General features: G+C 61.2%; 20 protein-coding genes and 1 pseudogene. 13 read left to right on the top strand and 8 right to left on the bottom strand.

Going from position 1 to position 20,838, the window contains the following annotated elements:
- Positions 1 to 316 precede the first annotated feature (316 nt).
- Both L0U82_RS39575 and L0U82_RS39570 read right to left on the bottom strand, forming a co-directional pair.
- Entirely contained in the window at positions 317 to 1,147 is an 831-nt protein-coding gene (locus tag L0U82_RS39575; RefSeq protein ID WP_233839279.1) for a DUF4377 domain-containing protein, read from the bottom strand.
- A gap of 199 nt (positions 1,148 to 1,346) precedes the next feature.
- Positions 1,347 to 2,318, bottom strand: coding sequence for a zinc-binding alcohol dehydrogenase family protein (locus L0U82_RS39570; RefSeq protein WP_233839277.1), 972 nt, complete (start codon positions 2,316 to 2,318; stop codon positions 1,347 to 1,349).
- A gap of 259 nt (positions 2,319 to 2,577) precedes the next feature.
- Between L0U82_RS39570 and L0U82_RS39565 the strand changes: the two genes are divergently transcribed.
- The 4 genes from L0U82_RS39565 (at position 2,578) to L0U82_RS39550 (ending at position 6,264) form a co-directional block, all read left to right on the top strand.
- Positions 2,578 to 3,258 (top strand): haloacid dehalogenase type II, encoded by a 681-nt coding sequence (locus L0U82_RS39565; protein WP_233839275.1) that lies wholly within the window; start codon positions 2,578 to 2,580, stop codon positions 3,256 to 3,258.
- Between the two features lie 253 nt (positions 3,259 to 3,511).
- Positions 3,512 to 4,735 (top strand): DUF5621 domain-containing protein, encoded by a 1,224-nt coding sequence (locus L0U82_RS39560; RefSeq protein WP_233839268.1) that lies wholly within the window; start codon positions 3,512 to 3,514, stop codon positions 4,733 to 4,735.
- Positions 4,736 to 4,947: 212 nt separating this feature from the next.
- The gene (locus L0U82_RS39555) at positions 4,948 to 5,580 is read left to right on the top strand and encodes a CGNR zinc finger domain-containing protein (RefSeq protein WP_233839267.1); all 633 of its coding nucleotides are present in this window, start codon (positions 4,948 to 4,950) and stop codon (positions 5,578 to 5,580) included.
- 99 nt (positions 5,581 to 5,679) lie between these two features.
- Positions 5,680 to 6,264, top strand: coding sequence for a TMEM175 family protein (locus tag L0U82_RS39550; protein ID WP_233839266.1), 585 nt, complete (start codon positions 5,680 to 5,682; stop codon positions 6,262 to 6,264).
- 15 nt (positions 6,265 to 6,279) lie between these two features.
- On the opposite strand, the gene L0U82_RS39545 is transcribed toward L0U82_RS39550, so the two are convergent.
- Complete coding sequence (locus tag L0U82_RS39545) at positions 6,280 to 8,052, bottom strand: MOSC and FAD-binding oxidoreductase domain-containing protein (protein WP_233839265.1); 1,773 nt, start codon at positions 8,050 to 8,052, stop codon at positions 6,280 to 6,282.
- Between L0U82_RS39545 and L0U82_RS39945 the strand changes: the two genes are divergently transcribed.
- The 6 genes from L0U82_RS39945 to ggt all read left to right on the top strand — a co-directional run bounded on the left by L0U82_RS39945 (position 8,051) and on the right by ggt (position 13,440).
- A complete protein-coding gene (locus tag L0U82_RS39945) occupies positions 8,051 to 8,329 on the top strand; it encodes a hypothetical protein (protein WP_326489805.1) in 279 nt (92 codons plus the stop codon). The genes L0U82_RS39545 and L0U82_RS39945 overlap by 2 nt on opposite strands.
- A gap of 167 nt (positions 8,330 to 8,496) precedes the next feature.
- A complete protein-coding gene (locus tag L0U82_RS39535; protein ID WP_233839264.1) occupies positions 8,497 to 9,180 on the top strand; it encodes a GntR family transcriptional regulator in 684 nt (227 codons plus the stop codon).
- Positions 9,181 to 9,267: 87 nt separating this feature from the next.
- On the top strand, positions 9,268 to 10,089 hold the full coding sequence (locus tag L0U82_RS39530; protein WP_233839263.1) for an ABC transporter substrate-binding protein: 822 nt from the start codon (positions 9,268 to 9,270) through the stop codon (positions 10,087 to 10,089).
- 13 nt (positions 10,090 to 10,102) lie between these two features.
- The gene (locus L0U82_RS39525; protein WP_233839262.1) at positions 10,103 to 10,870 is read left to right on the top strand and encodes an amino acid ABC transporter permease; all 768 of its coding nucleotides are present in this window, start codon (positions 10,103 to 10,105) and stop codon (positions 10,868 to 10,870) included.
- Position 10,871: 1 nt separating this feature from the next.
- A complete protein-coding gene (locus tag L0U82_RS39520; RefSeq protein WP_326489804.1) occupies positions 10,872 to 11,702 on the top strand; it encodes an amino acid ABC transporter ATP-binding protein in 831 nt (276 codons plus the stop codon).
- Between the two features lie 145 nt (positions 11,703 to 11,847).
- Positions 11,848 to 13,440: a gamma-glutamyltransferase gene (gene ggt, locus L0U82_RS39515; protein WP_233839260.1), complete on the top strand. Its 1,593-nt coding sequence runs from the start codon at positions 11,848 to 11,850 to the stop codon at positions 13,438 to 13,440.
- Between the two features lie 87 nt (positions 13,441 to 13,527).
- Here ggt and L0U82_RS39510 read toward each other — a convergent pair whose 3' ends face one another.
- Entirely contained in the window at positions 13,528 to 14,004 is a 477-nt protein-coding gene (locus tag L0U82_RS39510) for an SRPBCC family protein (protein ID WP_233839258.1), read from the bottom strand.
- Positions 14,001 to 14,333 (bottom strand): ArsR/SmtB family transcription factor, encoded by a 333-nt coding sequence (locus tag L0U82_RS39505; protein ID WP_233839256.1) that lies wholly within the window; start codon positions 14,331 to 14,333, stop codon positions 14,001 to 14,003. The genes L0U82_RS39510 and L0U82_RS39505 overlap by 4 nt, the downstream gene beginning before the upstream one ends.
- A 281-nt stretch (positions 14,334 to 14,614) precedes the next feature.
- Here L0U82_RS39505 and L0U82_RS39500 point away from each other — a divergent pair.
- A pseudogene (locus L0U82_RS39500) lies at positions 14,615 to 15,023 on the top strand (IS6 family transposase); the annotation flags it as partial.
- Between the two features lie 85 nt (positions 15,024 to 15,108).
- On the opposite strand, the gene L0U82_RS39495 reads toward L0U82_RS39500, so the two are convergent.
- Positions 15,109 to 15,834, bottom strand: a complete 726-nt coding sequence (locus L0U82_RS39495; RefSeq protein WP_233839253.1) for a GntR family transcriptional regulator — start codon at positions 15,832 to 15,834, stop codon at positions 15,109 to 15,111.
- A gap of 120 nt (positions 15,835 to 15,954) precedes the next feature.
- Positions 15,955 to 16,860, bottom strand: coding sequence for a dihydrodipicolinate synthase family protein (locus tag L0U82_RS39490; RefSeq protein WP_233839448.1), 906 nt, complete (start codon positions 16,858 to 16,860; stop codon positions 15,955 to 15,957).
- A 683-nt stretch (positions 16,861 to 17,543) separates the two neighbouring features.
- Between L0U82_RS39490 and L0U82_RS39485 the strand changes: the two genes are divergently transcribed.
- The gene (locus L0U82_RS39485; protein WP_233839248.1) at positions 17,544 to 18,575 is read left to right on the top strand and encodes a proline racemase family protein; all 1,032 of its coding nucleotides are present in this window, start codon (positions 17,544 to 17,546) and stop codon (positions 18,573 to 18,575) included.
- A gap of 86 nt (positions 18,576 to 18,661) precedes the next feature.
- Positions 18,662 to 19,783, top strand: coding sequence for a branched-chain amino acid ABC transporter substrate-binding protein (locus L0U82_RS39480; RefSeq protein ID WP_233839447.1), 1,122 nt, complete (start codon positions 18,662 to 18,664; stop codon positions 19,781 to 19,783).
- A gap of 70 nt (positions 19,784 to 19,853) precedes the next feature.
- On the opposite strand, the gene L0U82_RS39475 is transcribed toward L0U82_RS39480, so the two are convergent.
- Complete coding sequence (locus tag L0U82_RS39475; protein ID WP_233839243.1) at positions 19,854 to 20,657, bottom strand: pyrroline-5-carboxylate reductase; 804 nt, start codon at positions 20,655 to 20,657, stop codon at positions 19,854 to 19,856.
- Between the last annotated feature and the right edge of the window lie 181 nt (positions 20,658 to 20,838).

Genomic DNA, 20,838 nt, shown 5'->3' with positions numbered 1-20,838 from the left:
TTTCCACCTGCCCTTGTGCCGCATTTGACGCGGTTGTGAGCACCAGCGTGGTACGGTCGCGAGGATGACGGCGCGCTGCCATGTGTTGCCGCTAGAAACTCTAGCCTCTCCGCAGCGCGATTGCCATAGAGCGCGGCCCGAGATGTGCTTTTGTTTTGTGCCTGAGATGGCGGGGCGCGGCCGGCGGCGCGCGTTTCGCGCTTAAGGTGCTACCGCCGCTTACGCGCTTGCGCTGCTACAGCCGCTAACGCACGCGCATGTCAGATGCTCGTCTTATCGCAGCGCCGCATCGACCGGTTCATCCCCCGCACCGCGCCTATTGCGACACCTTCTCCGACTCCACCACGAGGTCCAGCACGTAAGCGACCGACGGACCATCGGCGGGCGGGTTGCTGATGTTGAACCGCTTCACGCGCAATACATTCCGGATACCCGGCGTATGCGTATAGCCCTCGATATCCTGATTCAGCGGTTGCCATTCGCCGGGCGTGCCGCTCGGCAGACCCTGCTCGTCGAAGTGACGCTCGCGCACCAGCAGACATTGCTTGCCCGGAATCAACGGATGGTTGCACGGCACTGTTTGCGCCGCGACTTCGAGAAAGGCTCTTTCGCCGGGGCCGCCATAACGTGTTTCAGCTGTGGCCACACCGGTGAAGCTGAGCGTGTCGCCGCTATCGGTAACGAGCTGCAGACGCGGGGCATTGTCGCGCGACAGCAGATTCACGCTGACGCTGCCTCGCAGGCGCTGTGAGATGGCATTGTCGAGCGCGGACAGAGCGGGGTCGTGGCAGGCCATCATCGTGCTGATCATCGGGCCGACCTGCAGCCGTCCTTTCCTGATGCTGTAACCCGCGCCCAGGTTGTTGCAGGCATTGACCACGTTCAGGCGGTCGGCGGTGAAATCCAGTTGCAGCGGCTGGGCCGGACGGACGAACAACGCATCGATGCGATTGCCGTTACTGTCGATCGCGTCGTTCAGTTGCCAGTGGTACTCGCCGAGGAGCGCGCTTCCGCTGACCGACGGCGTGCTCGCGGCTGCGACGGTGGCGGTGCCCGGCGTGCTCGCCGGCGGCGCCGGGTTGGTCGCTACCGGTGTTTGCGAGCAGGCGGCGAGAGCCAGTGGCAGCAGTAGCATGCGGAATTTCACGTCGGTACCTCCGTTCGTTCTGTGGATGTGCCAGGCGGCTGGCCGCGTCAAGCGTGGATGGACAGGCGGTCAAATTACTGGCTGCAAGGCCGGCAAGCCGTTGCATCGCGCCCGGCACCTGTCAACTCGACGCCCGACAGCATAACGCAGCTCGAACGGAAGTCTGTGAACGTGCCGGCGGCCTCCCGGCCGCCTGCGGTCACAGAACGACGACCATCTTTCCGCCGGCTTCGTTGGCTTCCATCACGCGATGCGCTTCGCGGATCTCGTCGAAACCGAACACGCGGGACGGCTGCACGTTCAGACGACCGGCCTCGACGTCTTCGGCGATCTTCTGAAGCGGCACGTCGGACAGCGGAAAACCGGGTGTGCCGAACACGAAGCTGCCGAAGAACGTCAGATATACGCCGCTTGCCATCTGCAGCAGAGGGTTGAAGTCGGCAATCGGAGCCAGCCCGCCGAGCCAGCCCGCAAGGCACGCGCGGCCGCCGCGCCGCAACATCGCGAGCGAGTCGAGCATCGTGCTGTTGCCGACGAGGTCGAGCACCGCATCGATCTGCTTCGCTTCCGCGATGCGTTTCGACAGGTCCGGTCCCTCGATCTCGACACGCGACGCGCCAAGCTTCTCGAGCATCGCGAAACGCGCCGGACTGCGGGTCGTCGCGATGACTTTCGCGCCCGCGTTGACCGCCAGATTGACGGCGGCTTGTCCAAACGACGATGTCGCCCCGCGGATCACCACGGTTTGCCCCGCCGTGATGTCGAGATTGCGGAACAGGCAGGTCCACGCGGTCGCGTAGGTTTCGGGAATCGCCGCGAGCTGCGCCCAGGGCAGATCCGACTCGATCAGCGCGACATTGGATGCCGGTGCGCGCGTGTATTGCGCGTAACTGCCGTTGATGGTTCGTCCGAGGCCGCCCATCAGCGCCGCGACTTTCGCGCCTACCGGAAATTCGCCGCCGGGGCACGACTTCACCACGCCCACGCATTCGATACCGCTCACTTTGGCCGCTTCCGCCCATTCTCCGCGGCGCATATGCATCTCGGCGTGATTGATGCCGAACGCCTTGATCTCGATTACCACGTGAGCTTCCAGCGGTTCCGGCTCCGGCAGTTCCGTATAGACCAGACTATCGAGGCCGCCGAATTTTTCCAGCACGATTGCGCGCATGACTGTTCTCCTGAAGTTGAAGTGAAAGACGACGATGCCGACGAATGCTCTACGTCAGCGACTCGGCAAACGCGGCATGACCACAGCCAGGGGCTCGATTGGTCCACCGATCGTGTAACCTTTCAAATATCGATTTGAAGGTTACATTCGCATAGAGTAACTTGTCAAATTGAATTTGAGAGGTTACTGTTTGGGTGTCGTCATTCGGGCCAGTTACCCGCACGGGGACTGCCGTCGGTGTTCTACAAGGAGAGGTGACATGGAGCCCATCAAGGCAATCGCGTTCGATCTCTACGGCACGCTGTTCGACGTGCACTCGGTGGCCGCGCAGTGCGATCGGCAATTTGCTGGACGCGGCCGCGAAATCAGCATGATCTGGCGACAGAAGCAGCTCGAATACACGTGGCTGCGTACGCTGATGAACCGCTACGTGACGTTCGAGCAGGCGACGCGGGATGCGTTGCGATATACGTGCAAGCACCTCGCGCTCGATCTGGATGAGAGCGCGTGTCAAACGCTTTGCGATGCGTACCTGCGTTTGCAAGCTTTTCCCGAAGTACCCGAAGCGCTGCGGCAACTGCGTGGGCTAGGGCTGAAGCTCGCGGTGCTGTCGAACGGTTCGCCGCATACGATCGGCGCGGTGGTGGGCCATGCGGGACTGCGCGCGGCATTCGACCATCTGCTCAGCGTCGATCCGGTGCGCGCATACAAGCCTGCCGAGCAGGCGTATGGGCTCGCCGAGCAGGCATTCGGCACGGGTCGCGAATCGATTCTGTTCGTGTCGTCAAATGGATGGGATGCGACCGGCGCACGCTATTTCGGTTTCCCAACTTGCTGGATCAATCGCGCCGGCAACGTGTTCGAAGAGATGGGTCAGACGCCGGACTGGCAGGTGCGCGGTCTCGACGAAATAGTGCAGTTGTTCAGCGCGACTGCGTAAGCGTTATCCGCGTGAGCGGACGTTGCACTCACTCCGAACGAACGCGCGATTCGCATCGAAAGCACGATCGATCGTTGACCTATTAGTCGTGATTCGCGCTTATTTTCCAGTCGCCATCGAACCGCCATCCGGGCGTTGCAAAATCGATTAGCACACTGGTAAGCTGCGACGCGGTGGCGCACTCGGGCATGGCAATCTGTGTCCGGCGAATCCGGCTAAATAACGTCGCGCTATCTGACTGGAGGAAGATTCGATGCCTGCATTTACGCCACCGGTATTTACCGTGTTCAATCATGGGACCAACGCCAGCCGCGACGGGCAGGGCGAAATCGTCGCCGAATTCGGCCGCCTCGCCGCGGGCGCCGAATATCAGGACTTCCTCATTTGCGACGGGCCGGGCAGCAGTCCGACCACGAGCGTGATACCCGGACAATTCAATCCGTTTACGCGCGACAAACAGCAAAAGGAAACCTTCGGCAACAAGGAGATGGGGCATACCCACATCAACTGGAAATTGACCGGTACGTTGTCGGGTGCGGGATGGGACGACAACGTGATGCATGCGGTTGCGACGATCGCTGGATTGAATCCGCCGCCCAAAACGATCAACATGCTCGGGTGGAGCCGAGGCGCGGTAACGTGCACGAAATTGGCATTCAAGCTTCGTGAAATCTTTCCGGATATCGCCGTCAATATTTTCGCGGTCGACCCTGTTGCCGGCATCGGCAACAAAAGCGATGAGGATGCCAGCACGATCCGCGGCAACGTGAAGAATTATTTTGCCGTGCTGTCGATGCATGAGACCCGCGGTTACTTCAAACCGCAGGACGCCAAGCGCGTCACTTTCACGAACCGTGGCACGAACGCGATATTCGTGCCGTTCCCGGGCAATCACAGCGGTCAGGTCAATCTCGACAAGAGCGTGAATAAAGATCTGGGCGAAGCGGCTCAGATGGTGTGGTTTCTTGCCTGGAAATTTCTCGATCATTTCGGCACACAGTTCACGTCGCAGCCCTCACCGAATTACGACGAGTTGGCTCAGTGCAACCTGTATGCGAAGATGAAACAGAAGATGCCCGGCTATCAGAAAACCGCGCCCGGCATGAGCTCGACGATGTTCATGGGCGGCGGCAAGACGCGCGATTTTCTCAACAACCGTATCGACCAATACGTCAAGTTCTCGGATTTTTTTATCAACGAGCACCATCGACGCATCTTCAAGCGCGCGATGCCGAACCTGTACAAGTGGGTGTTCGAGAATCAGGGCAGCGATTCCATTGCTGTCGCCACCGATTTCAAGAAAGCGGAGTTCCATGCCGCGCTGAAGCAGAGCCTCGTCGATATCGGTTTCCAGCCGACGGTGATGATGGGGCGGGCCACCGTGCTGCTGCCGATCCGCGGCGGCGGCCAGCAGACGATCACGACGATGAGCCAGCAGATTCAGGCAAGCATGTCGCAGATGGGGCTGTACGTCTGACCGTCGTTGCAATGGCTGGCGGCGGTGTCGACGCGGCGCCGATGCCGGTCGCGTCATTGTCATCAATCGCGAAGCCTTCGCGCCTATCACGGCCATTTTTGAGTAACCCTTCAATTTCCGCGTTGAAGGTTACTTTTTGCGTCATGTAACTTGTCAAAGATCGATTTGAAGGTTACGATGCGTTATCGTTTACCTGACATCCGTTTCCGCAAATGGACTATCAACCGATTCCCGCGATCTTCCTGGCCGATGCAACGGGCCTCGATTTCCTCAATTCGATCGCCACGCCGGTCGACGAGCAGATCGACTGGATCAGCGACGGCGAGGGCCTGCTCGCGTGGCTGGAACAGGCCGAGCTGGTGCCGGCCACTGCATTGGCGACGCTGCGCGCGCAGTCCAAACCGGCCGAGCTGGACGCGATAGCGTCGCAAGCCCGCGAACTGCGCGAGTGGTTCAGGGGATTCGTGCAGAAGCGCAAGGGCAAGCCGCTTGCGGCCAAAGATCTGCGCGAACTCGGCCGTTTGAATGCACTGCTCGAACGGGACGAGCGATACGGAGAAATCGTTGCCGACAGCACAGGCGGCGACACAGCTTTTGAATTGCGTACGAATCGACGCTGGAAATCGCCCGAATCGCTGTTGCTGCCGATTGCCGAGGCGATGGCAAAACTGGTGTGCGACGAAGACTTCACTTACGTGAAAGCGTGTGAAGGGCCGCGCTGCACGCTGATGTTCGCCGATCACACGCGAGGCCACGCGCGTCGGTGGTGCAGCATGGCGATCTGCGGCAATCGCGCGAAGGTAGCGGCGCATCGCAAACGGCTCAAGGAACAGGCGAACGGCTAAGGCGGCAGTGCAGTGGCGCGGTGTGTCGCGCCGTCACTGCCGCCATCGATCTGTCGCGATCGATCTGAACGGAAGTCCCCTTCACCGCAGGAGCGTGCGATGCATGAAGCAAAGACGACCGCGGATCGACTGATCGCGTTTTCCGATGCCGTGTTCGCGGTCATTGTGACGATCATGGTGCTGGAACTGAAGGCCCCGGACGACCCTGCGTTCTCGGCGCTGTTGCCGCTGTGGCCGGAGGCGGTCAGCTACGCGGTGAGCTTTCTGTTCGTCGTGATCATCTGGATCAATCACCACCACCTGATGCGTTTTGTCGAGCGGCCCACGCTCGGCCTGATGTGGGTCAACTTCGTTCATCTGTTCATCGTGTCGCTGCTGCCGTTCGCAACCGCGTGGGTCGCGCGCACGAAGCTCGCATCGAACCCGGTCGCCTTTTACGCGGGATTGTTCGTCTGCATCGACATTGCCTACAACATGTTCGAGCGTCAGGTGTTCGCGGGCGCGAGCGCGTCGCAGGTGTCCGCGCCCGCGCGGCGGGTGGCGCGGCGCCGTTCGCTGGCGGTGCTCGCAAGCTTCGTGATCGCGATGCTGGTCGCGTTCGTCGCGCCGCGCGTGAGCTTTGCTCTGATATGCGCGGCGTTGCTGCTGCATGTGCGTCCGGATGTTTCAGGCCACGGCCGGTGACGCGTACGCCGCGCCTCACACATCGACCACGACGTCGCCTTGCGGCTGCGCGCAACAGATCAGCACATTGCCTTGGGCGGGCGCATCGAGCGGATCCGGATCGTAGCTGACGGCACCGGAAATCAGGCCACTTTCGCAGTTGTGACAGACGCCGCTGCGGCACGACCATCGCACCGGCACGTCGCATGCCTCGGCGAGTTCGAGAATGCTGTGATAAGTCGAGCCGTTCCAGTGCGCGCTGATGCCGCTGCGCGCGAACGAAACGAGCGGTCCGACGCCGGCATTGCTGGCATCGTCCTTGGGCAGATGCGGCGTGCTCTGCGGTGCGGCGACGATACCCGGCGTCAGCGATTCGCCGCCGTTGAAGATTTCCGCGTGAATTCGCTCGGGTGTCACGCCTAACGCCGCGAGCGCGGTTTTCATATCCGCCATGAACCGCGTCGGTCCACACAGGTACGCATCCGCGTCGCGCGACACGCCAGCTTTCTCCAGCAATGCTTGCGACAGATGCCCCGTCGCATCGAAATCCCGGCCGAGCCTGTCGAGCGCATCGGGCCGGCTGTAACAGACGAAGCCGCGACCGTGCGGGAGCGCGAGCAGCAGATCGCGCGCTTCGGCACTGAACGGATGATGTTGCCGGTCGCGCGCCGCGTGAAGCCACAGCACGGGCCGCGTCGAACCGCTGGCGGCTAGCGCATGCAGCATCGCCAGCACCGGTGTCGCGCCGATGCCCGCGCTCAGCAGTACCACCGGCCCGGTGCCGGCCTGCAGCGTGAAGCTGCCGCGCGGCGAACTGACGTCGAGCACGTCGTCCACGCGCACATGCTCGCGCAGGAAAGTGCCCGCTGCGCCGTTCGGCTCGATTTTCACGCTGATCCGGTAATGCTCGGTTGAAAGCCCTCCCGACAGCGAGTAACTGCGCAACAGCGGCGCGCCATCTTGCGTGCGTTGCAGACGCAACACCACGTATTGGCCGGGCAGCGCGCTCGGTAGCGGTTGATTGTCTGCGGCTTGCAACGTCAGCGACAGCACGTCCGCGCATTCCTCGTCGATGGCCGTGACCGCGAGCGGACGAAACCCCGCTGCAACCGGATGCGCGGCAGAGGCGGGCGCGAGGCCCGCATTGCCGTTCGTGACGCCTGCCGTCTGGCTTCTCAGCAGCGCGTCGAACGAGCCGCGCCATCCGGGCGACAACGCATCGATTCGCAATGCACGTTCGAGCCGATCGCGCGGATGATCGGACGAATACAGCAATGCGTTGACTTCCGCGATGCTCATGCGCTCGCTGGCCTCACCGATCTTGATGATTTCGTCGCCCGGCGTAACGTCGCCTTCGCTCAGCACGCGCAAGTAGAAACCGGGCCGTCCGCTCGATGTCAGCAAGGCGGGCATGCGTGGCTCATTCATCCGGATTCCGACGCGATAGCAGGTGACGCGCGGCTGGGTCACTTCGAACAGCGCGCTGCCGATCCGATAGCGGTCGCCGATGCAAACGGTCGAATCGGCGAGTCCTTCGATCGTGAAGTTTTCGCCGAACTGTCCGTAGACGAAGTCGGTCCGCTTCAGTTGCGCCTGCCAGTAGCGGTATGACTCGATCTGATAGACGAATACGGCGCGCTGCTCGCCGCCGTGTCCGGCCAGATCGCCTTGACCGTCGCCGGTGAGATTCAGCCGGCCGGCCCGGCAGCGGCCAGGTACCGCGCTTTTCCAGATTCCGGTGCGAACGGTGCGGCCGTTCCATTCGATGTCGCGCGGCAAGCCGACATTGACCGACAGCAGTTGGGCCATGAGTGCTCTCCTTCGCGCATGCCTGTACCGCACTTCAATCCCACGCGACCTCGACCCGATTCCGCCCGGCGTTTTTCGCCTTGTACAGCGCCACGTCCGCGCGCTTCACCAGCGCTTCCACATCGCGTTCGCCGGCCGTTCAGCCCGCGACGCCGATGCTGACCGTGAATGGAACCGGTTTGCCCAGCCGCCACCGATGATCGAAGTCACCTCGCTCGATCGTCAATCTGAGATTCTCCGCGATCGACGCGGCTTCATCCACGCCATATCCCGGTAACGCGGCGACGAATCGAAAGATTTTGGTAAGAATTGACTGAGCTGCTGCAAGCTTTTCCGCGCGCGTTCCAGCCTCAGGACATTCCCTGATTCGTTTTTGAAAAACTGGATACAAAAAGCCACTTTGAGTATCCTGCCTCCGTGTTCCCGTGCGTTTGCCTCCGATTCATGCATAAATCCGCCGCGTTACGAAAGTCCGAACTCGGATCCACCGCCGAGCAGGCGGCCTATCGCTTCCTGTTCGACGCGATCTCGCAAGGGCGCTTCGCGACCGGGCAGCGCATCGTCGCCGAAACCATCGCGGCCGAACTGTCGATGAGCCGCATGCCGGTGCGCGAAGCGCTGCGCCGGCTGCATGCCGAAGGTCTTGTGGTGTTGCGCCCGAATCGCGGCGCGATCGTGCGCGGCCTGAGCGCGGACGAGCTGGAGGACATCTTCGATATGCGCGTCGCGCTAGAAGGCCTCGCGATGCGCGTCGCGGCGCCGCGCTGCACGGACGAGCACCTGCGCACGCTCGAACGCCTGCTCGACGACATGGACAGCTCCATCGGCGATATCGACCTGTGGGTTCAGCGTCATTGCGCGTTTCACGAATATCTGTGCGGTATCAGCGGCCGCACGCGCCTGTACGAACAGATCTGCTCGCTGTACGCGTTGATCGAAGGGCCGATGCGGCTGTGGATCGAGCAGGCAACCTTCAGACGCAAAAGCGCGCGCGACTACCACCAACTGCTGATCGACGCGCTTCGCAGCCGCGATCCGGAAGTCGCGGAGCAGGCCATGCGCGAACACATCGAATCGACGGTGCCGCGCGTGCTCACGCTTCTCGGCACCCCCAAACCTCGCGACTGACGGTCGTGCCAGGCCCCCGCATCGATGCCGGAACGCAGGGACGACATCGCGCGGTCGGAGATTACTCATCACAACAGGAGCAAGCCGATGTCAGGAAAAACAATCACGCGCTTTCGTTTTGCCGCGGTCTGCGCGGGCGTTTCGATGCTGTTGCACGCAGGTATCACGCTCGCGGACGACGCGCAGCCCACGGGCCTCGTCAAGAACGGCACGCTCACTTACTGCGCAAGCATGGACGCGCCGCCGCTCGCGTTCTATGACGAGCAGCAGCAGCCGCAGGGCTTTTCGATCGACGTCGCGCGCGATGTCGCGAAGTCGATGGGTAATCTGAAGGTCGACTGGCATATCGTGCCGTTCAGCGGCCTGATTCCGGCGCTGAAGGCACATCAGTGCGATCTGATCATCGGCCAGTTGTTCGACAAGCCGGAGCGGCGCGAGATCATCGATATTCACGACTATATGTACTCGAGCCAGTCGATCATGGTGCCGCGCGGCAACCCGCGCAAAGTGCATTCGCTCGATGATCTGTCCGGCCAGAAGGTCGCGGTGATCAACGGTTCGACGATGCGCTCGCTGCTGGAAAAGGAAAACGACAAACTGACCGCCGCGCATAAGCCGCCGATGAACATCGTCGTCTACAACACCGACGCCGACGCGTTCCAGGCATTCCGTCTGCAGCAGGTCGACTCTTACGGCACGACCGCCGAAAGCGCCGCGCAATTCCAGAAGGTGTCCGGCGACATGTTCGAGCAGGCGGTGACCGGCTTCGCGCGAATCGCGACGGGCATCGGCGCGCGCAAGGGCGAACCGCTGTCAGGCGCGGTCGCGAAGGCCACTTCCGATCTGACGAAGAGCGACCGCTATACGCAAATGCTCGCGAAGTGGCAACTGCAGAACGAGCGCTATTGAGCGGGACGACGCCATGAACTTCAGTTGGGAAATTTTCCGCAAGTTTCTGATGACGCCCAGTCCCGCGTATCTGCACGGACTGTGGCTGACTTGCGGGATCAGCGTTTCGGCGATTCTGCTCGGAGTGATGCTGGGTCTGTTCATCGCACTGTTGCGGTTGTCGCCGAACCGTCCGCTGCAGTACCTGGCGCGCGGCTATATCTGGGCGGTACGCGGCACGCCGCTGCTGGTGCAGATCGTGTTTCTGTACACCGCGTTCGCGGCCGCCAACATCTTCCGCTTTCACGATCTCGACTTCGGTGTATTCACGCTGCCCGGCAATATTCAGGCAGCGGTGCTTGCGCTCGGCATGAATTCGGCCGCGTATATGGCGGAAATCATTCGCGCGGGTCTGAGCGCGGTCGATCGCGGTCAGTACGAAGCATCGCGCTCGCTCGGCATGACCTCGGTGCTGCTGATGCGGCGCATCGTGCTGCCGCAGGCGTTGCGCGTGATCGTGCCGCCGATGGGCAACGAGTTCAACGTGATGCTGAAGAACACCACGCTCGTCAGCGTGATCGGCGTGCCGGAACTGATGCTGAGCACGCAGATGGTTACGTCGGTCAATTTCCGCGTCTTCGAGCTGTATCTCGTTCTCGCGATCTACTTCCTGCTGCTCACCACGTTATGGGGTTTCGTGCAGCGCCGCCTCGAAGCGCACTTCGGCCGTGGCGAAGCGCATGCGTCGTCCGGTAACCGCCTGTTCGGCGCGCAAACCATGAAGCTTCTGAGAGGGCGTTGAAGTGAGTCAGACAGACGAAGTCATTATCGAAGCGTCGGAGATTCACAAGTCGTTCGGCGCAACGAAAGTGCTCAACGGTATTTCGTTGAGCGTGAAGAAAGGCGAGGTGGTCGTATTGATCGGCTCGTCGGGCTCGGGCAAAACGACCTTCATTCGCTGCCTGAATCTGCTGGAAACCTTCGATGCCGGCCGGGTGCGCGTCAATGGCCGGTTGCTCGGCTTCGTCGAGCATGCGGACGGCCGGGTCGCGCGCGATTCGGCGCGTGAGCTGGCGCGGCAGCGTCGCGATATCGGCATGGTGTTCCAGCGCTTCAACCTGTTTCCCCATATGACGGCGCTCGAAAACATCATCGAGGCGCCGGTTCATGTGCTGAAAGTGCCGCGCGCCGAAGCGCTTCAGCAGGCCAAGCGGCTGCTGGCTCGCGTCGGCCTCGCCGATCGCGCGGATCACTACCCGTCGCAATTATCGGGTGGTCAGCAACAGCGCGTCGCAATTGCGCGCGCGCTGGCGATGCAGCCGAAGGTGCTGCTGTTCGACGAACCGACTAGCGCGCTCGATCCGGAGACGGTCGGCGAAGTGTTGCAGGTGATGAAGGAACTGGCCCGCGACGGCATGACGATGGTCGTCGTCACGCACGAGATGGAGTTTGCCCGCGAGGTCGCGCATCGTGTCGTCGTGCTCGACCAGGGCGAGCTGATCGAGCAGGGACCGCCCGAGCAGATCTTCACCGCGCCGACGCATGCGCGCACGCGTGCGTTCCTGCGCCGCACGCTGAAGGCGGCACCGGTGCTTGCGCCCGAATCCGCGCCGCTGTCGCCGCTTCCCGAATAGCCTGACGGCCTCGTCGCCGTCACTGTCAGCGCCGATGCCGCTTGTGCGGCGCGGCGTCACCTTTTCCCGAAGCGCGCATTCGATCAGGCGGCAGGATCTTCATAGGCCGCCGCGCGCGCTTCCATCATGGATGGAGAACGTTTGTATGCGTAACTTCGAAAAGCCCGGCCGTTCGCTCGCGTTTGCCCGCAACGGCATGGCGGCGACGTCGCACGCCGCGGCCACGCTCGCCGCGGTCAATGTGCTCGCCGCCGGCGGCAACGCGATGGATGCGGCCATTGCCGCGTGCGCGGTGCAGTGCGTGGTCGAGCCGGGTTCGACCGGAGTCGGCGGCGATTGCTTCGCTTTGTACTCGCGCGGCGGCAGCGACGATATCGTCGCGTATGACGGCTCGGGCTGGGCGCCGGCCGCGGCGACGGTCGAGCGTTTGCAGCAGCTTGGCGTGAGCACGATCGAGCGGCATTCGCCGCATGCGGTGACGGTGCCCGGCGCCGTGCATGCGTGGACGACATTGCATCGCGATCACGGCCGCATGCCGCTGCGCGAAATCTTCGCGCAGGCGATCCGCTACGCGGAGGACGGTTACGCGGTCACGCCGCGCAGTTCGTCGGACTGGTCGCACGAAGTCGACACGCTGCTGCGCGACGCCGAGGCTCGCACGACGATGCTGGTCGACGGCGCCGCACCGCGGCAGGGCACCGTGCATCGTCAGCCGCATCTGGCCAACACGTTGCGGCTGATTGCCGAAGAAGGGCGCGACGCGTTCTATCGCGGCCCGCTCGCGGAAAAGATCGTCGCGCATTTGCGCGCGCACGGCGGGCTGCATTCGCTCGACGATTTCGCCGACTACCACGGCGACTACGTGACGCCGATTCGCGCGAGCTTCCGCGGCTATGACGTGGTCGAATGTCCGCCGGGCGGGCAGGGCGTGATCGCGCTGATGATCCTGAAGATCCTGGAGAAGTTCGAAGCCGAAGGCGATCCGCTTGATGTTGATCGCATCCATCGCGAAGTCGAGGCGGCCAAGCTTGCCTATTCGGTGCGCGATGCAGTGCTCGGCGATCCGCGCAATCAGAAGATCGATGTGGACTGGCTGCTGTCCGATGCGCTCGCCGACGAACTGCGCGGCCGCATCGATCTCGCGCGCGCATTGCCGCCCGCGCCGGCGCTGACCCCGGTCGAGCACAAGGACACGGTGTACATCACCGTCGTCGATAAGGACCGCAACTGCGTGAGTTTCATCAACTCGCTGTTTCATCCGTTCGGCAGCGGTTTCATGGCGCCGGGGACGGGCGTGCTGCTGCATAACCGCGGGCAGAGCTTCGTCGTCGAACCGGGGCACCCGAATGCAATCGGTCCACGCAAGCGTCCGATGCATACGATCATCCCGGGCATGGTCACGCAAGGCGGACGTGTGCGCATGAGCTTCGGCGTGATGGGCGGCCACTACCAGGCGATGGGGCACGCGCACTTCCTGTCGAAAGTGCTGCACTACGGCGTGGATATGCAATCGGCGATGGACCTGCCGCGCATCTTCCCGCGCCCGGGCACCGATTCGGTCGACGTCGAGGGGACGATGCCCGCATCGGTGTGCGCGGAGTTGGCTGAGCGCGGCTTCAGGCTCGCGGCGCCGTCGTCGGCAATTGGCGGCTCGCAGGCGATCTGGATCGATTGGGAGCAGGGTGTGCTGGCCGGCGCATCGGATCATCGCAAGGATGGTTGCGCGCTTGGGTATTGAATTGATGGTGGCTTTGGGATCTTTGGGCGACCGGCGTGACGCTGTTGCAAACACACGCCGGCACCAACCACCCGCCGACACAACGTTTTAATGCTTTGCCGAACCGGCACTCTCCGCCGGATACGGTTCGTCCATCACGACCGAACCGGTTTCCAGCAGCGATTTGAGGTTGGAAATGACTTTCGGCCAGCCGCCCGACACCGCCTCGATGAGTTTCGACGGATCGCGCTCGATCGTGTGCGTGATCGACAGCTTGACCGCCGCGCCGAGCGGCTCGAGTTCCATCGTGCAGCGCGAATCGCCTTCGGCCGCAAGTTCCGGCCGGTTCTGATGCTGCCAGCGGATCACCAGACGCCGCGGCGGCTCAGCCTCGATGATCTCGCCCGCGTCGAAGATCTCCCCGCCGGGTGACACGAGTTGCCACGGCGAACCCGCCGTCCAGCCGCTTTCGCAGTGCATGCCGAACCAGTACTGCTTCATGAACTCCGCGTCGGTCAATGCGGACCACAGCTTCTCCGGCGTGGTGCGGATGTAAGTGACGTACACAAAGGTCGATCGGCTCATTTGTCCTTCTCCAGGCGTCGTTTCAGATTCGACAGCGCTTTGAGGCGCGGTTTCTCGAACTTGGCAATCCAGCGCTCGTAGATTGCCTGCAGCGGTACGGGATTCAGGAAGTGCAGCTTTTCACGGCCGCGCCGCATCGTGACGACGAGGTTCGCCGCTTCAAGCAGGCCGAGATGCTGTGTCACGCCTTGCCGCGTCATGTCGAGGTGCTCGCACAGTTCGTTGAGCGTCTGGCCGTCGTTTGCATGTAGCAGGTCGAGCAGTTTGCGGCGGCTTGGATCGGCGAGCGCTTTGAATAGCAGGTCGGTGTCTTCGGGGCGTTCGGCCATTGACGGCGATAGGCAAGTGATTTGTTGCTTTTAATATAGGCAAGGGATTGGTTGCGTGTCAAGCGAGTGGGGATTCGATTGCGCGGCAACTATGGGTGCACAACAAAGTCTGGTGGATGCGGCGGTTATGGGTATGACTCAGAAGTTCTAAAGAGAACGGCTGAAACCCACCCGACCTTATATAGATTGGAATGCCCTGCGACTGGATGCTGACGACGGTATCTGGCCACAGGGCGCTGTCATGTTGACGAGGTGTGCGCGTAACGTGATGCGATGACGACATCAACGAAATCGCTTTTTACGGCCACCGGTTTCCGGCGAGGGTCATCAGCCGCGCGGTGCGCTGGTACTTCCGGTTCCAGCTCAGCCTTGGGCGATATCGAAGAGTTGCTGTTCGAGCACGAAGTGACGGTCGGCTACGAGACGATCCGCACGCTGGTGCGAGAAAGTTCGGCGCGGCTTTGCTCACCGGGTGAAAGCGGCGCGCCGAGAGCCGGGTAGCACCTGGCACCTCAATGAGATGTTCTTCACACTGCGTGGCGAACCGTACCTGCTGTGGCGTGCAGTCGACGAGCACGGCGCCGAACTCGACATCCTGCTGCAAAAGCGGCGCGACAAAACCGCAGCCAGACGTTTCTTCACGCTGGTGCTGCGTTCGAACCCGGTGCCCGCAAGATCGTCACCGATCAATTTTGAGCCAATTCCCACTCCGTTTAATAACTCAAGCCGGTAACGAAAACCTACCAGCCCAGACGTCAGAGTGCGGAAAGCGAATTCAACGCGTAATGACAGACTCAACTACGGACACAATCTGGCGAGCCGCCGTTTTCACGTGCTGCTCGAGCAATTTCTCGCCCAGTTTGCGATCGCGCCTTCGACACGTGTCGACAAGCGCCATGTGTTCCGCGTGGGCCTGTTCGCGAATGGGAACCTGAACGATCTGGAAGCGGAAATAGCGATCGCTGCGGTCGTGAAGCACGCGCAGCATCTGCAGCGTGATCTCGCGTTGCGCGGGTATATAAAGCGTTTCGTGGAAACGCCAGTTCAACTGCCCCCACTCGCCCTCGTCTGCGCTGTCCATCTCGCTTACGAGACGCTCGGCCTTTTCGATTTCAGCTTCGGAGATTCGTGCAATCGCTTCAGAGAAAAGCCATGGCTCGAGGCGCAGGCGGATCTCGAAGGTTTCCTGAACGTCTTCGACCGACAGCTCCGCCACGTACGCGCCTTTGTGCGGCACATTCGTGAGCAACCCTTCGCCGGTAAGGCGAGTGATGGCTTCGCGAATGGGCACCCGGCTGACGCCGAGTTCGTCCGCGAGCGCTTCCTGCCGGAGGGCTTCCCCCGGAGCGAGTTCGCCTTTCAGGATTCGCTGCCGGATGGCCGTCGTGACAAGTTCGACCGTGGTCGGCCGCACGATTTTTCGCGTGACGACATCAGCGGCGACCCCGGCAGGAGCGGGGGGCGGATTTGTACGGCGGGGTTTGGCGGCAACCGGAGACATGGACTCTAAGTCGAATTGGATGTTCCGGCATCCTAGCATAATGTCGGACTTAGGATACAAAATCCAGAATGTGCGCTCCTCTGTTGCTCGCCATTACCAACCGGCACTCACTGTCGTTGGTTATTCGTTCGAGATAGCCTTGACGTTCGCCAGCGCCTTTTCAATGGTCGCGATCACGTTCCGGCGTTCTTCGCCCTCGAGCTTCAGACGCGGCGCTTTGACATTCTCCGAATAGCCGGCCGTGATGTGCTCGGCGAGCTTGATGTATTGGACCAACTTGACATGCACATCGAGGTGGAACAGATCGATAAGCGCGCGATATAGCGTGCGCGCCTTGGCGTAGTCACCCGAGACAGCCAGATTCAGCAGTTCGACGGATTCTTTCGGCACGGCATTGGCCATTCCCGATACCCAGCCTGTCACGCCGAGCGCGACCGATTCCAGCACCAGATCGTCTACGCCGCAGAACACCACAAAGCGATCGCCGAAGCGGTTGAAGAGGTCCGTCACGCGAGTCGTGTCGTAGGTCTCTTCCTTGATTGCGACGATGTTCGCCTCGTCCTTCAGTTGCTCGAGGAGGTCGGGGCGCATATCCACGCCATAGCCGCGCGGGTTGTTGTACACCATGATGCCGACATTGGTAGCCCGCGCAATCGCGCGATAGTACGCGACCGTTTCGCGATCGTCGGAGCGATACGTCAGGCCCGGAAACACCATCAGACCTTGCACGCCGATGGCTTGCGCATCCTTTGCGAATTGCTCCGCACTCGCGGTATTCGTTTCGGCCAGACCCGAAATTACGGGCACGCGACCAGCAACGGTTTCGACGGCGAGCTTCAGCACGGTACGCTTTTCTTCTGGCGAGAGCTGGGCGTTTTCCCCCACCATTCCCATCATCACCACACCGCCGACGCCGTTCTCGATAAGGCGATTCAGCCCCTTCCTGATGGCGTCGTGATCGAGCGAACCATCGTCCTTGAGTTTCGTAGTGACAGCGGGAAAAACACCTTTCCAATCGACTTTCATGGCTACACCTTTGTAGAAGAGTGAAACGTGGCAGGAAAGGTCAGCCTCAAAAGACCAACGGTCCGCTACCGGAGCCCGAGGCCATTCTTTGACTAACGTTAATATCCTGGATCCAATATACATGAACGAGGCGTATGATGCCGATGTACGGGTCACATGTCAAATCCTTTTGGAACGCGATGGAGGCTCTCCCCGATCAATTGGCGAACTCCGGGACGTTGGGGCTATTACGTGTAAATTCGCATTGACTCTTTTTTTTGTACGCAATATTTTGGATCCAGATTACAACATCCACAAACGATCGCGAAGGAGAGATGCGTTGAACTTCGGCAACGATTTCAGCGAAGCAGCGCCGACACCGGCATCAGACGCTCACGCCGCTGTCAGAAACGGAGTGCAATCGATGTGCGCCGTTCGGGCCGCGATTCGCGCGTCGAAGATCCGTCTCGCTACCCAACCACGCTTAATCAGCAAGGCCTCAATGTCTTCATAAAGAACGAGCGCTTTGTCGATAACACTTCTGTGCCGAACTCGCTGCCCCGACGCTGCCTTCGCAGCGTGACGAGGCGTCCAACGCGTTCCTCGGTCGTCGCGCGGCTCGGCGTTATGCGGCACCCACATCGCACGGCGATTCGCTTATCGACCGTGCATCCATCGGATCCCGTGCAGTTAAGGAAGACATCATGAAATTGGAGAGAAACGTCACCGTCGTTGGTGCTCATGCTGAAGGCGAAGTCGGGCGCGTGATTACGGGCGGCGTCCTGAGCCCCCGCGCTCGCGACATGTTCGAATGCCAACAAGCCCTGATCGCCGAGAAAGACTGGCTTCGAGGCATGCTGCTGTCGGATCCACGCGGAAGCGTCAATGCCGCGGTCAACCTCATAACACCGCCGCTCGCAGCCGAGGCCGATTTCGGCATGATCGTCATCGAAGCCGATTATTACCCGGCAATGTCCGGCTCGAATCTGATGTGTACGGTAACAGTCGCGCTGGAAACAGGCATCGTGCCCATGCATGAGCCCGTCACGACCCTGGTCGTCGATACGCCCGCGGGACTCGTACGTGTGAAGGCCGAGTGCGTGGATGGCAAGTGCCGCCGGGTCTCATTTTCAAACGTGCCTTCGTTCGTGATGCATCGCGCAGCGCCAGTCGAAGTGTCCGGCTTCGGCACGCTTACCGTGGATGTGTGCTACGGCGGCATGATCTACGTGATCGTCGATGCAAACGCCTTGGGCTTCAGCCTGGACAGGTCGGAAGCGCGCACGCTGGTCGAGGTGGGCGAGCGGATCAAGCTCGCCGCGGCAGAGCAGTTGCCTTCGGTACACCCGGAAAATCCCGGCATCCACACCATCAACCAAACACTTTTTGCGGGCCCGGTCGAGCAGCACGGCAACGAGGTCGTCGCGAAGAACACCGTCGTGGTCTCGCCCGGGCGACACGACCGTAGTCCATGCGGCACCGGAAGCTCGGCGCGCATGGCACTGCTTCACGCAACGGGCCAGCTCGCGGTCGGCCAGACGTTTCGCCATCAGTCGATTATCGACACCGAGTTCCTTTGCAGGATCGAGGCAACGACGATGGTCGGCCAGACGCCCGCTGTCGTAACGAACGTGAGTGGCCGCGCATGGCTGACGGGCATTTCGTACTACGGTGTCGATCCCGAAGATCCCTATCCGGAGGGCTATCGCCTCAACGACACCTGGTTTTCAAGCTGATCCCTGAACCAAAGCCGGGAGCAGCGGTTTCACCGGGCTCCCTGTCATTCGTCAGTTTCCCTGAATTATCTCAACTGGAGTTCGGTATGCGCTATCTAGCAATGATGGCGGTCGCGCTGGCGACGGCTGGCTTGACCCTTTCCGCAAGTGCCCAGGTGGTCGTCACCATCGGACATTCGGCTCCGCTTACGGGCCCCCAGGCAGCGAATGGCAAGGACAACGAGAACGGCGCGCGACTCGCCGTCGACGAGTTGAATAAAAGTGGCATCACTGTCGCGGGTCAGAAGGTAACGTTCAAACTGGACTCGGAAGATGACCAGGCGGACCCGAAGATCGGCGTGCAGATCGCCCAGAAACTGGTCGACAGTGGCGTGTTTGCCGTATTGGGTCCGTACAACTCTGGCGTGGCCATTCCTGCGTCGCGCATCCTCAATGCCGCCAATATGCCGATGCTGACAGTCGCATCCAATCCGTCGCTGACGAAGCAAGGCTTCAAGAACGTCTTCCGGATCAGCGCGAGCGACGAACAACTCGGTGGCACGATGGGTGTATTCGCCGCAAAAACGCTGAAAGCCAGGACGGCGGCAGTCGTCGATGACCGCACCGCTTATGGCGAAGGCGTCGCCGAGCAGTTCATCAAGGCGGCCAAGGCGAACGGCGTGCAGATAGTTGACCAGGAGTTCACAACCTCGTCGGCAACGGACTTTCTCGGGATTCTCACGAACATCAAGAGCAAGAATCCGGATGTGATCTTCTTTGGCGGGTATGCGGCACAAGGTGCGCCGATGGCCAAACAGATGCGCGAGCGCGGCATTCGCGCCAAGCTCCTGGGCGGTGACGGCATCTGCTCGGCCGATATGGGCAAGGTTGCGGGCGATGCCGCGTCGATTGTCTACTGCGCGCAGGGCGGCGTTGCGCTCGACAAGACACCGGCGGGTCGAGAGTTCCTGAAAAAATACAAAGCCGCCTACAGCACGGATATTCAGGTGTATGCAGTGAGCTTCTACGACGGCGTGAAGTTGCTCGCGGACGCAATGGTCAAGGCAGGCACGACGACCGACAAGACCAGGCTGATCGCCGAACTGGCGAAGGAAAACTACAAGGGCGTCGCGGGCACGTATTCGTTCGACGAGAATGGCAACATCAAGGGTGCGCCTACCGCTGTCTACGTCATCAAGGACGGCCAGCCCGTCCCGTATGAGAAGTAATCGCGACTGATGCACGGGGCAGGGGGAATGCTCCTGCGCCCCGCGCGGCGATCCAGACCGGTACTGCCGCTTACGCTTTCCGACCAGACTGACGTATCGCGGCAAGTCGCTTTTCAATGCTGTCGTAAGTGGAGTCGATATGTTCGAACATACCGGCTTGTGTCATCAGGGACACGACCTGCTCGTTAATGCCGCCGGTAGTCGAATAATGCCGCGCTAGCTGGTCGAGCGGGGTGTCATCGAGCAGCGCCGTGTCGGCCAGGCCCCGATATAGGGACATGAGATAAGCGCGCGCGACAGCGTAATCCACACCTCGCTCCGCTGCCCAACTGCTTTGTGCGTGCGCGGTCGCAAAGAAGAGACCCATACTCGCGCTGAGCGCAAGCATCGCGTCGTACTGATCCTCCGAATCGACGCTAAGAGAGCCGCCGATCGAATCGAAGATGTCCCGCACGCGCGTCTCCACGGGATAGAGAACAGTGCGGCTTGCGGCTCGCGCGACCATGAGAAGCGGCAGTGCCCGCACGATGCGCTCGGGCGCGTCGCGCAAGGATTCGCGCACCTTCTGCGTCCCATATCCGGCGATCAGACTTACCGCGCATTGATCCGGACGAAAGCTCAGCGCGCCCAGCACCTCCGATGCTATCTGCGGACGCACCGCGAGAAAAACGATCTCCGCCTGGCTGACCACGTGCTGATTGTCCTGAGCCACATGGACCTCGGGGTAGCGATCAGCAAGCTCTTTCGAGATGTGTGCATTGCGCGGAGAAAGCCAGACTTCGTAGCGCTGTCCGGTTTGTGCAAAAAGACCTGTCACGATGGCATGCGTGATGTCACCGCTACCTACGAATCCCAACGAAATTGGATGAATCATGCTCGATCTACTCGTCTAAGGAAGGGACCCGAACATCATGGATCCAACATTTTGATTCAATTATTGCACCGTGAAAAAGGATACCATATACTGGATCCAATGTTTTAAAGACAGTAAGTTCGTCTTATCGATGATCTCGAATCCGTTATTTCGAGTTCCGAAATCAGCCCCAAAAGCCGGG

The organism is Paraburkholderia sp. ZP32-5 (assembly GCF_021390495.1).
Lineage (GTDB): Bacteria > Pseudomonadota > Gammaproteobacteria > Burkholderiales > Burkholderiaceae > Paraburkholderia.
Note: the sequence above shows the minus strand (reverse complement) of the source record. Positions and strands in the feature narration are given on the sequence as shown.

Excerpts from the sequence above, each read along its gene's own strand:
- L0U82_RS39570 (WP_233839277.1), bottom strand. The coding sequence starts at position 2,318 with ATGCGCGCAATCGTGCTGGAAAAATTCGGCGGCCTCGATAGTCTGGTC.
- L0U82_RS39565 (WP_233839275.1), top strand. The coding sequence starts at position 2,578 with ATGGAGCCCATCAAGGCAATCGCGTTCGATCTCTACGGCACGCTGTTC.
- L0U82_RS39560 (WP_233839268.1), top strand. The coding sequence starts at position 3,512 with ATGCCTGCATTTACGCCACCGGTATTTACCGTGTTCAATCATGGGACC.
- L0U82_RS39555 (WP_233839267.1), top strand. The coding sequence starts at position 4,948 with ATGGACTATCAACCGATTCCCGCGATCTTCCTGGCCGATGCAACGGGC.
- L0U82_RS39550 (WP_233839266.1), top strand. The coding sequence starts at position 5,680 with ATGCATGAAGCAAAGACGACCGCGGATCGACTGATCGCGTTTTCCGAT.
- L0U82_RS39945 (WP_326489805.1), top strand. The coding sequence starts at position 8,051 with ATGAGTGCTCTCCTTCGCGCATGCCTGTACCGCACTTCAATCCCACGC.
- L0U82_RS39545 (WP_233839265.1), bottom strand. The coding sequence starts at position 8,052 with ATGGCCCAACTGCTGTCGGTCAATGTCGGCTTGCCGCGCGACATCGAA.
- L0U82_RS39535 (WP_233839264.1), top strand. The coding sequence starts at position 8,497 with ATGCATAAATCCGCCGCGTTACGAAAGTCCGAACTCGGATCCACCGCC.
- L0U82_RS39530 (WP_233839263.1), top strand. The coding sequence starts at position 9,268 with ATGTCAGGAAAAACAATCACGCGCTTTCGTTTTGCCGCGGTCTGCGCG.
- L0U82_RS39525 (WP_233839262.1), top strand. The coding sequence starts at position 10,103 with ATGAACTTCAGTTGGGAAATTTTCCGCAAGTTTCTGATGACGCCCAGT.
- ggt (WP_233839260.1), top strand. The coding sequence starts at position 11,848 with ATGCGTAACTTCGAAAAGCCCGGCCGTTCGCTCGCGTTTGCCCGCAAC.
- L0U82_RS39510 (WP_233839258.1), bottom strand. The coding sequence starts at position 14,004 with ATGAGCCGATCGACCTTTGTGTACGTCACTTACATCCGCACCACGCCG.
- L0U82_RS39505 (WP_233839256.1), bottom strand. The coding sequence starts at position 14,333 with ATGGCCGAACGCCCCGAAGACACCGACCTGCTATTCAAAGCGCTCGCC.
- L0U82_RS39495 (WP_233839253.1), bottom strand. The coding sequence starts at position 15,834 with ATGTCTCCGGTTGCCGCCAAACCCCGCCGTACAAATCCGCCCCCCGCT.
- L0U82_RS39490 (WP_233839448.1), bottom strand. The coding sequence starts at position 16,860 with ATGAAAGTCGATTGGAAAGGTGTTTTTCCCGCTGTCACTACGAAACTC.
- L0U82_RS39485 (WP_233839248.1), top strand. The coding sequence starts at position 17,544 with ATGAAATTGGAGAGAAACGTCACCGTCGTTGGTGCTCATGCTGAAGGC.
- L0U82_RS39480 (WP_233839447.1), top strand. The coding sequence starts at position 18,662 with ATGCGCTATCTAGCAATGATGGCGGTCGCGCTGGCGACGGCTGGCTTG.
- L0U82_RS39475 (WP_233839243.1), bottom strand. The coding sequence starts at position 20,657 with ATGATTCATCCAATTTCGTTGGGATTCGTAGGTAGCGGTGACATCACG.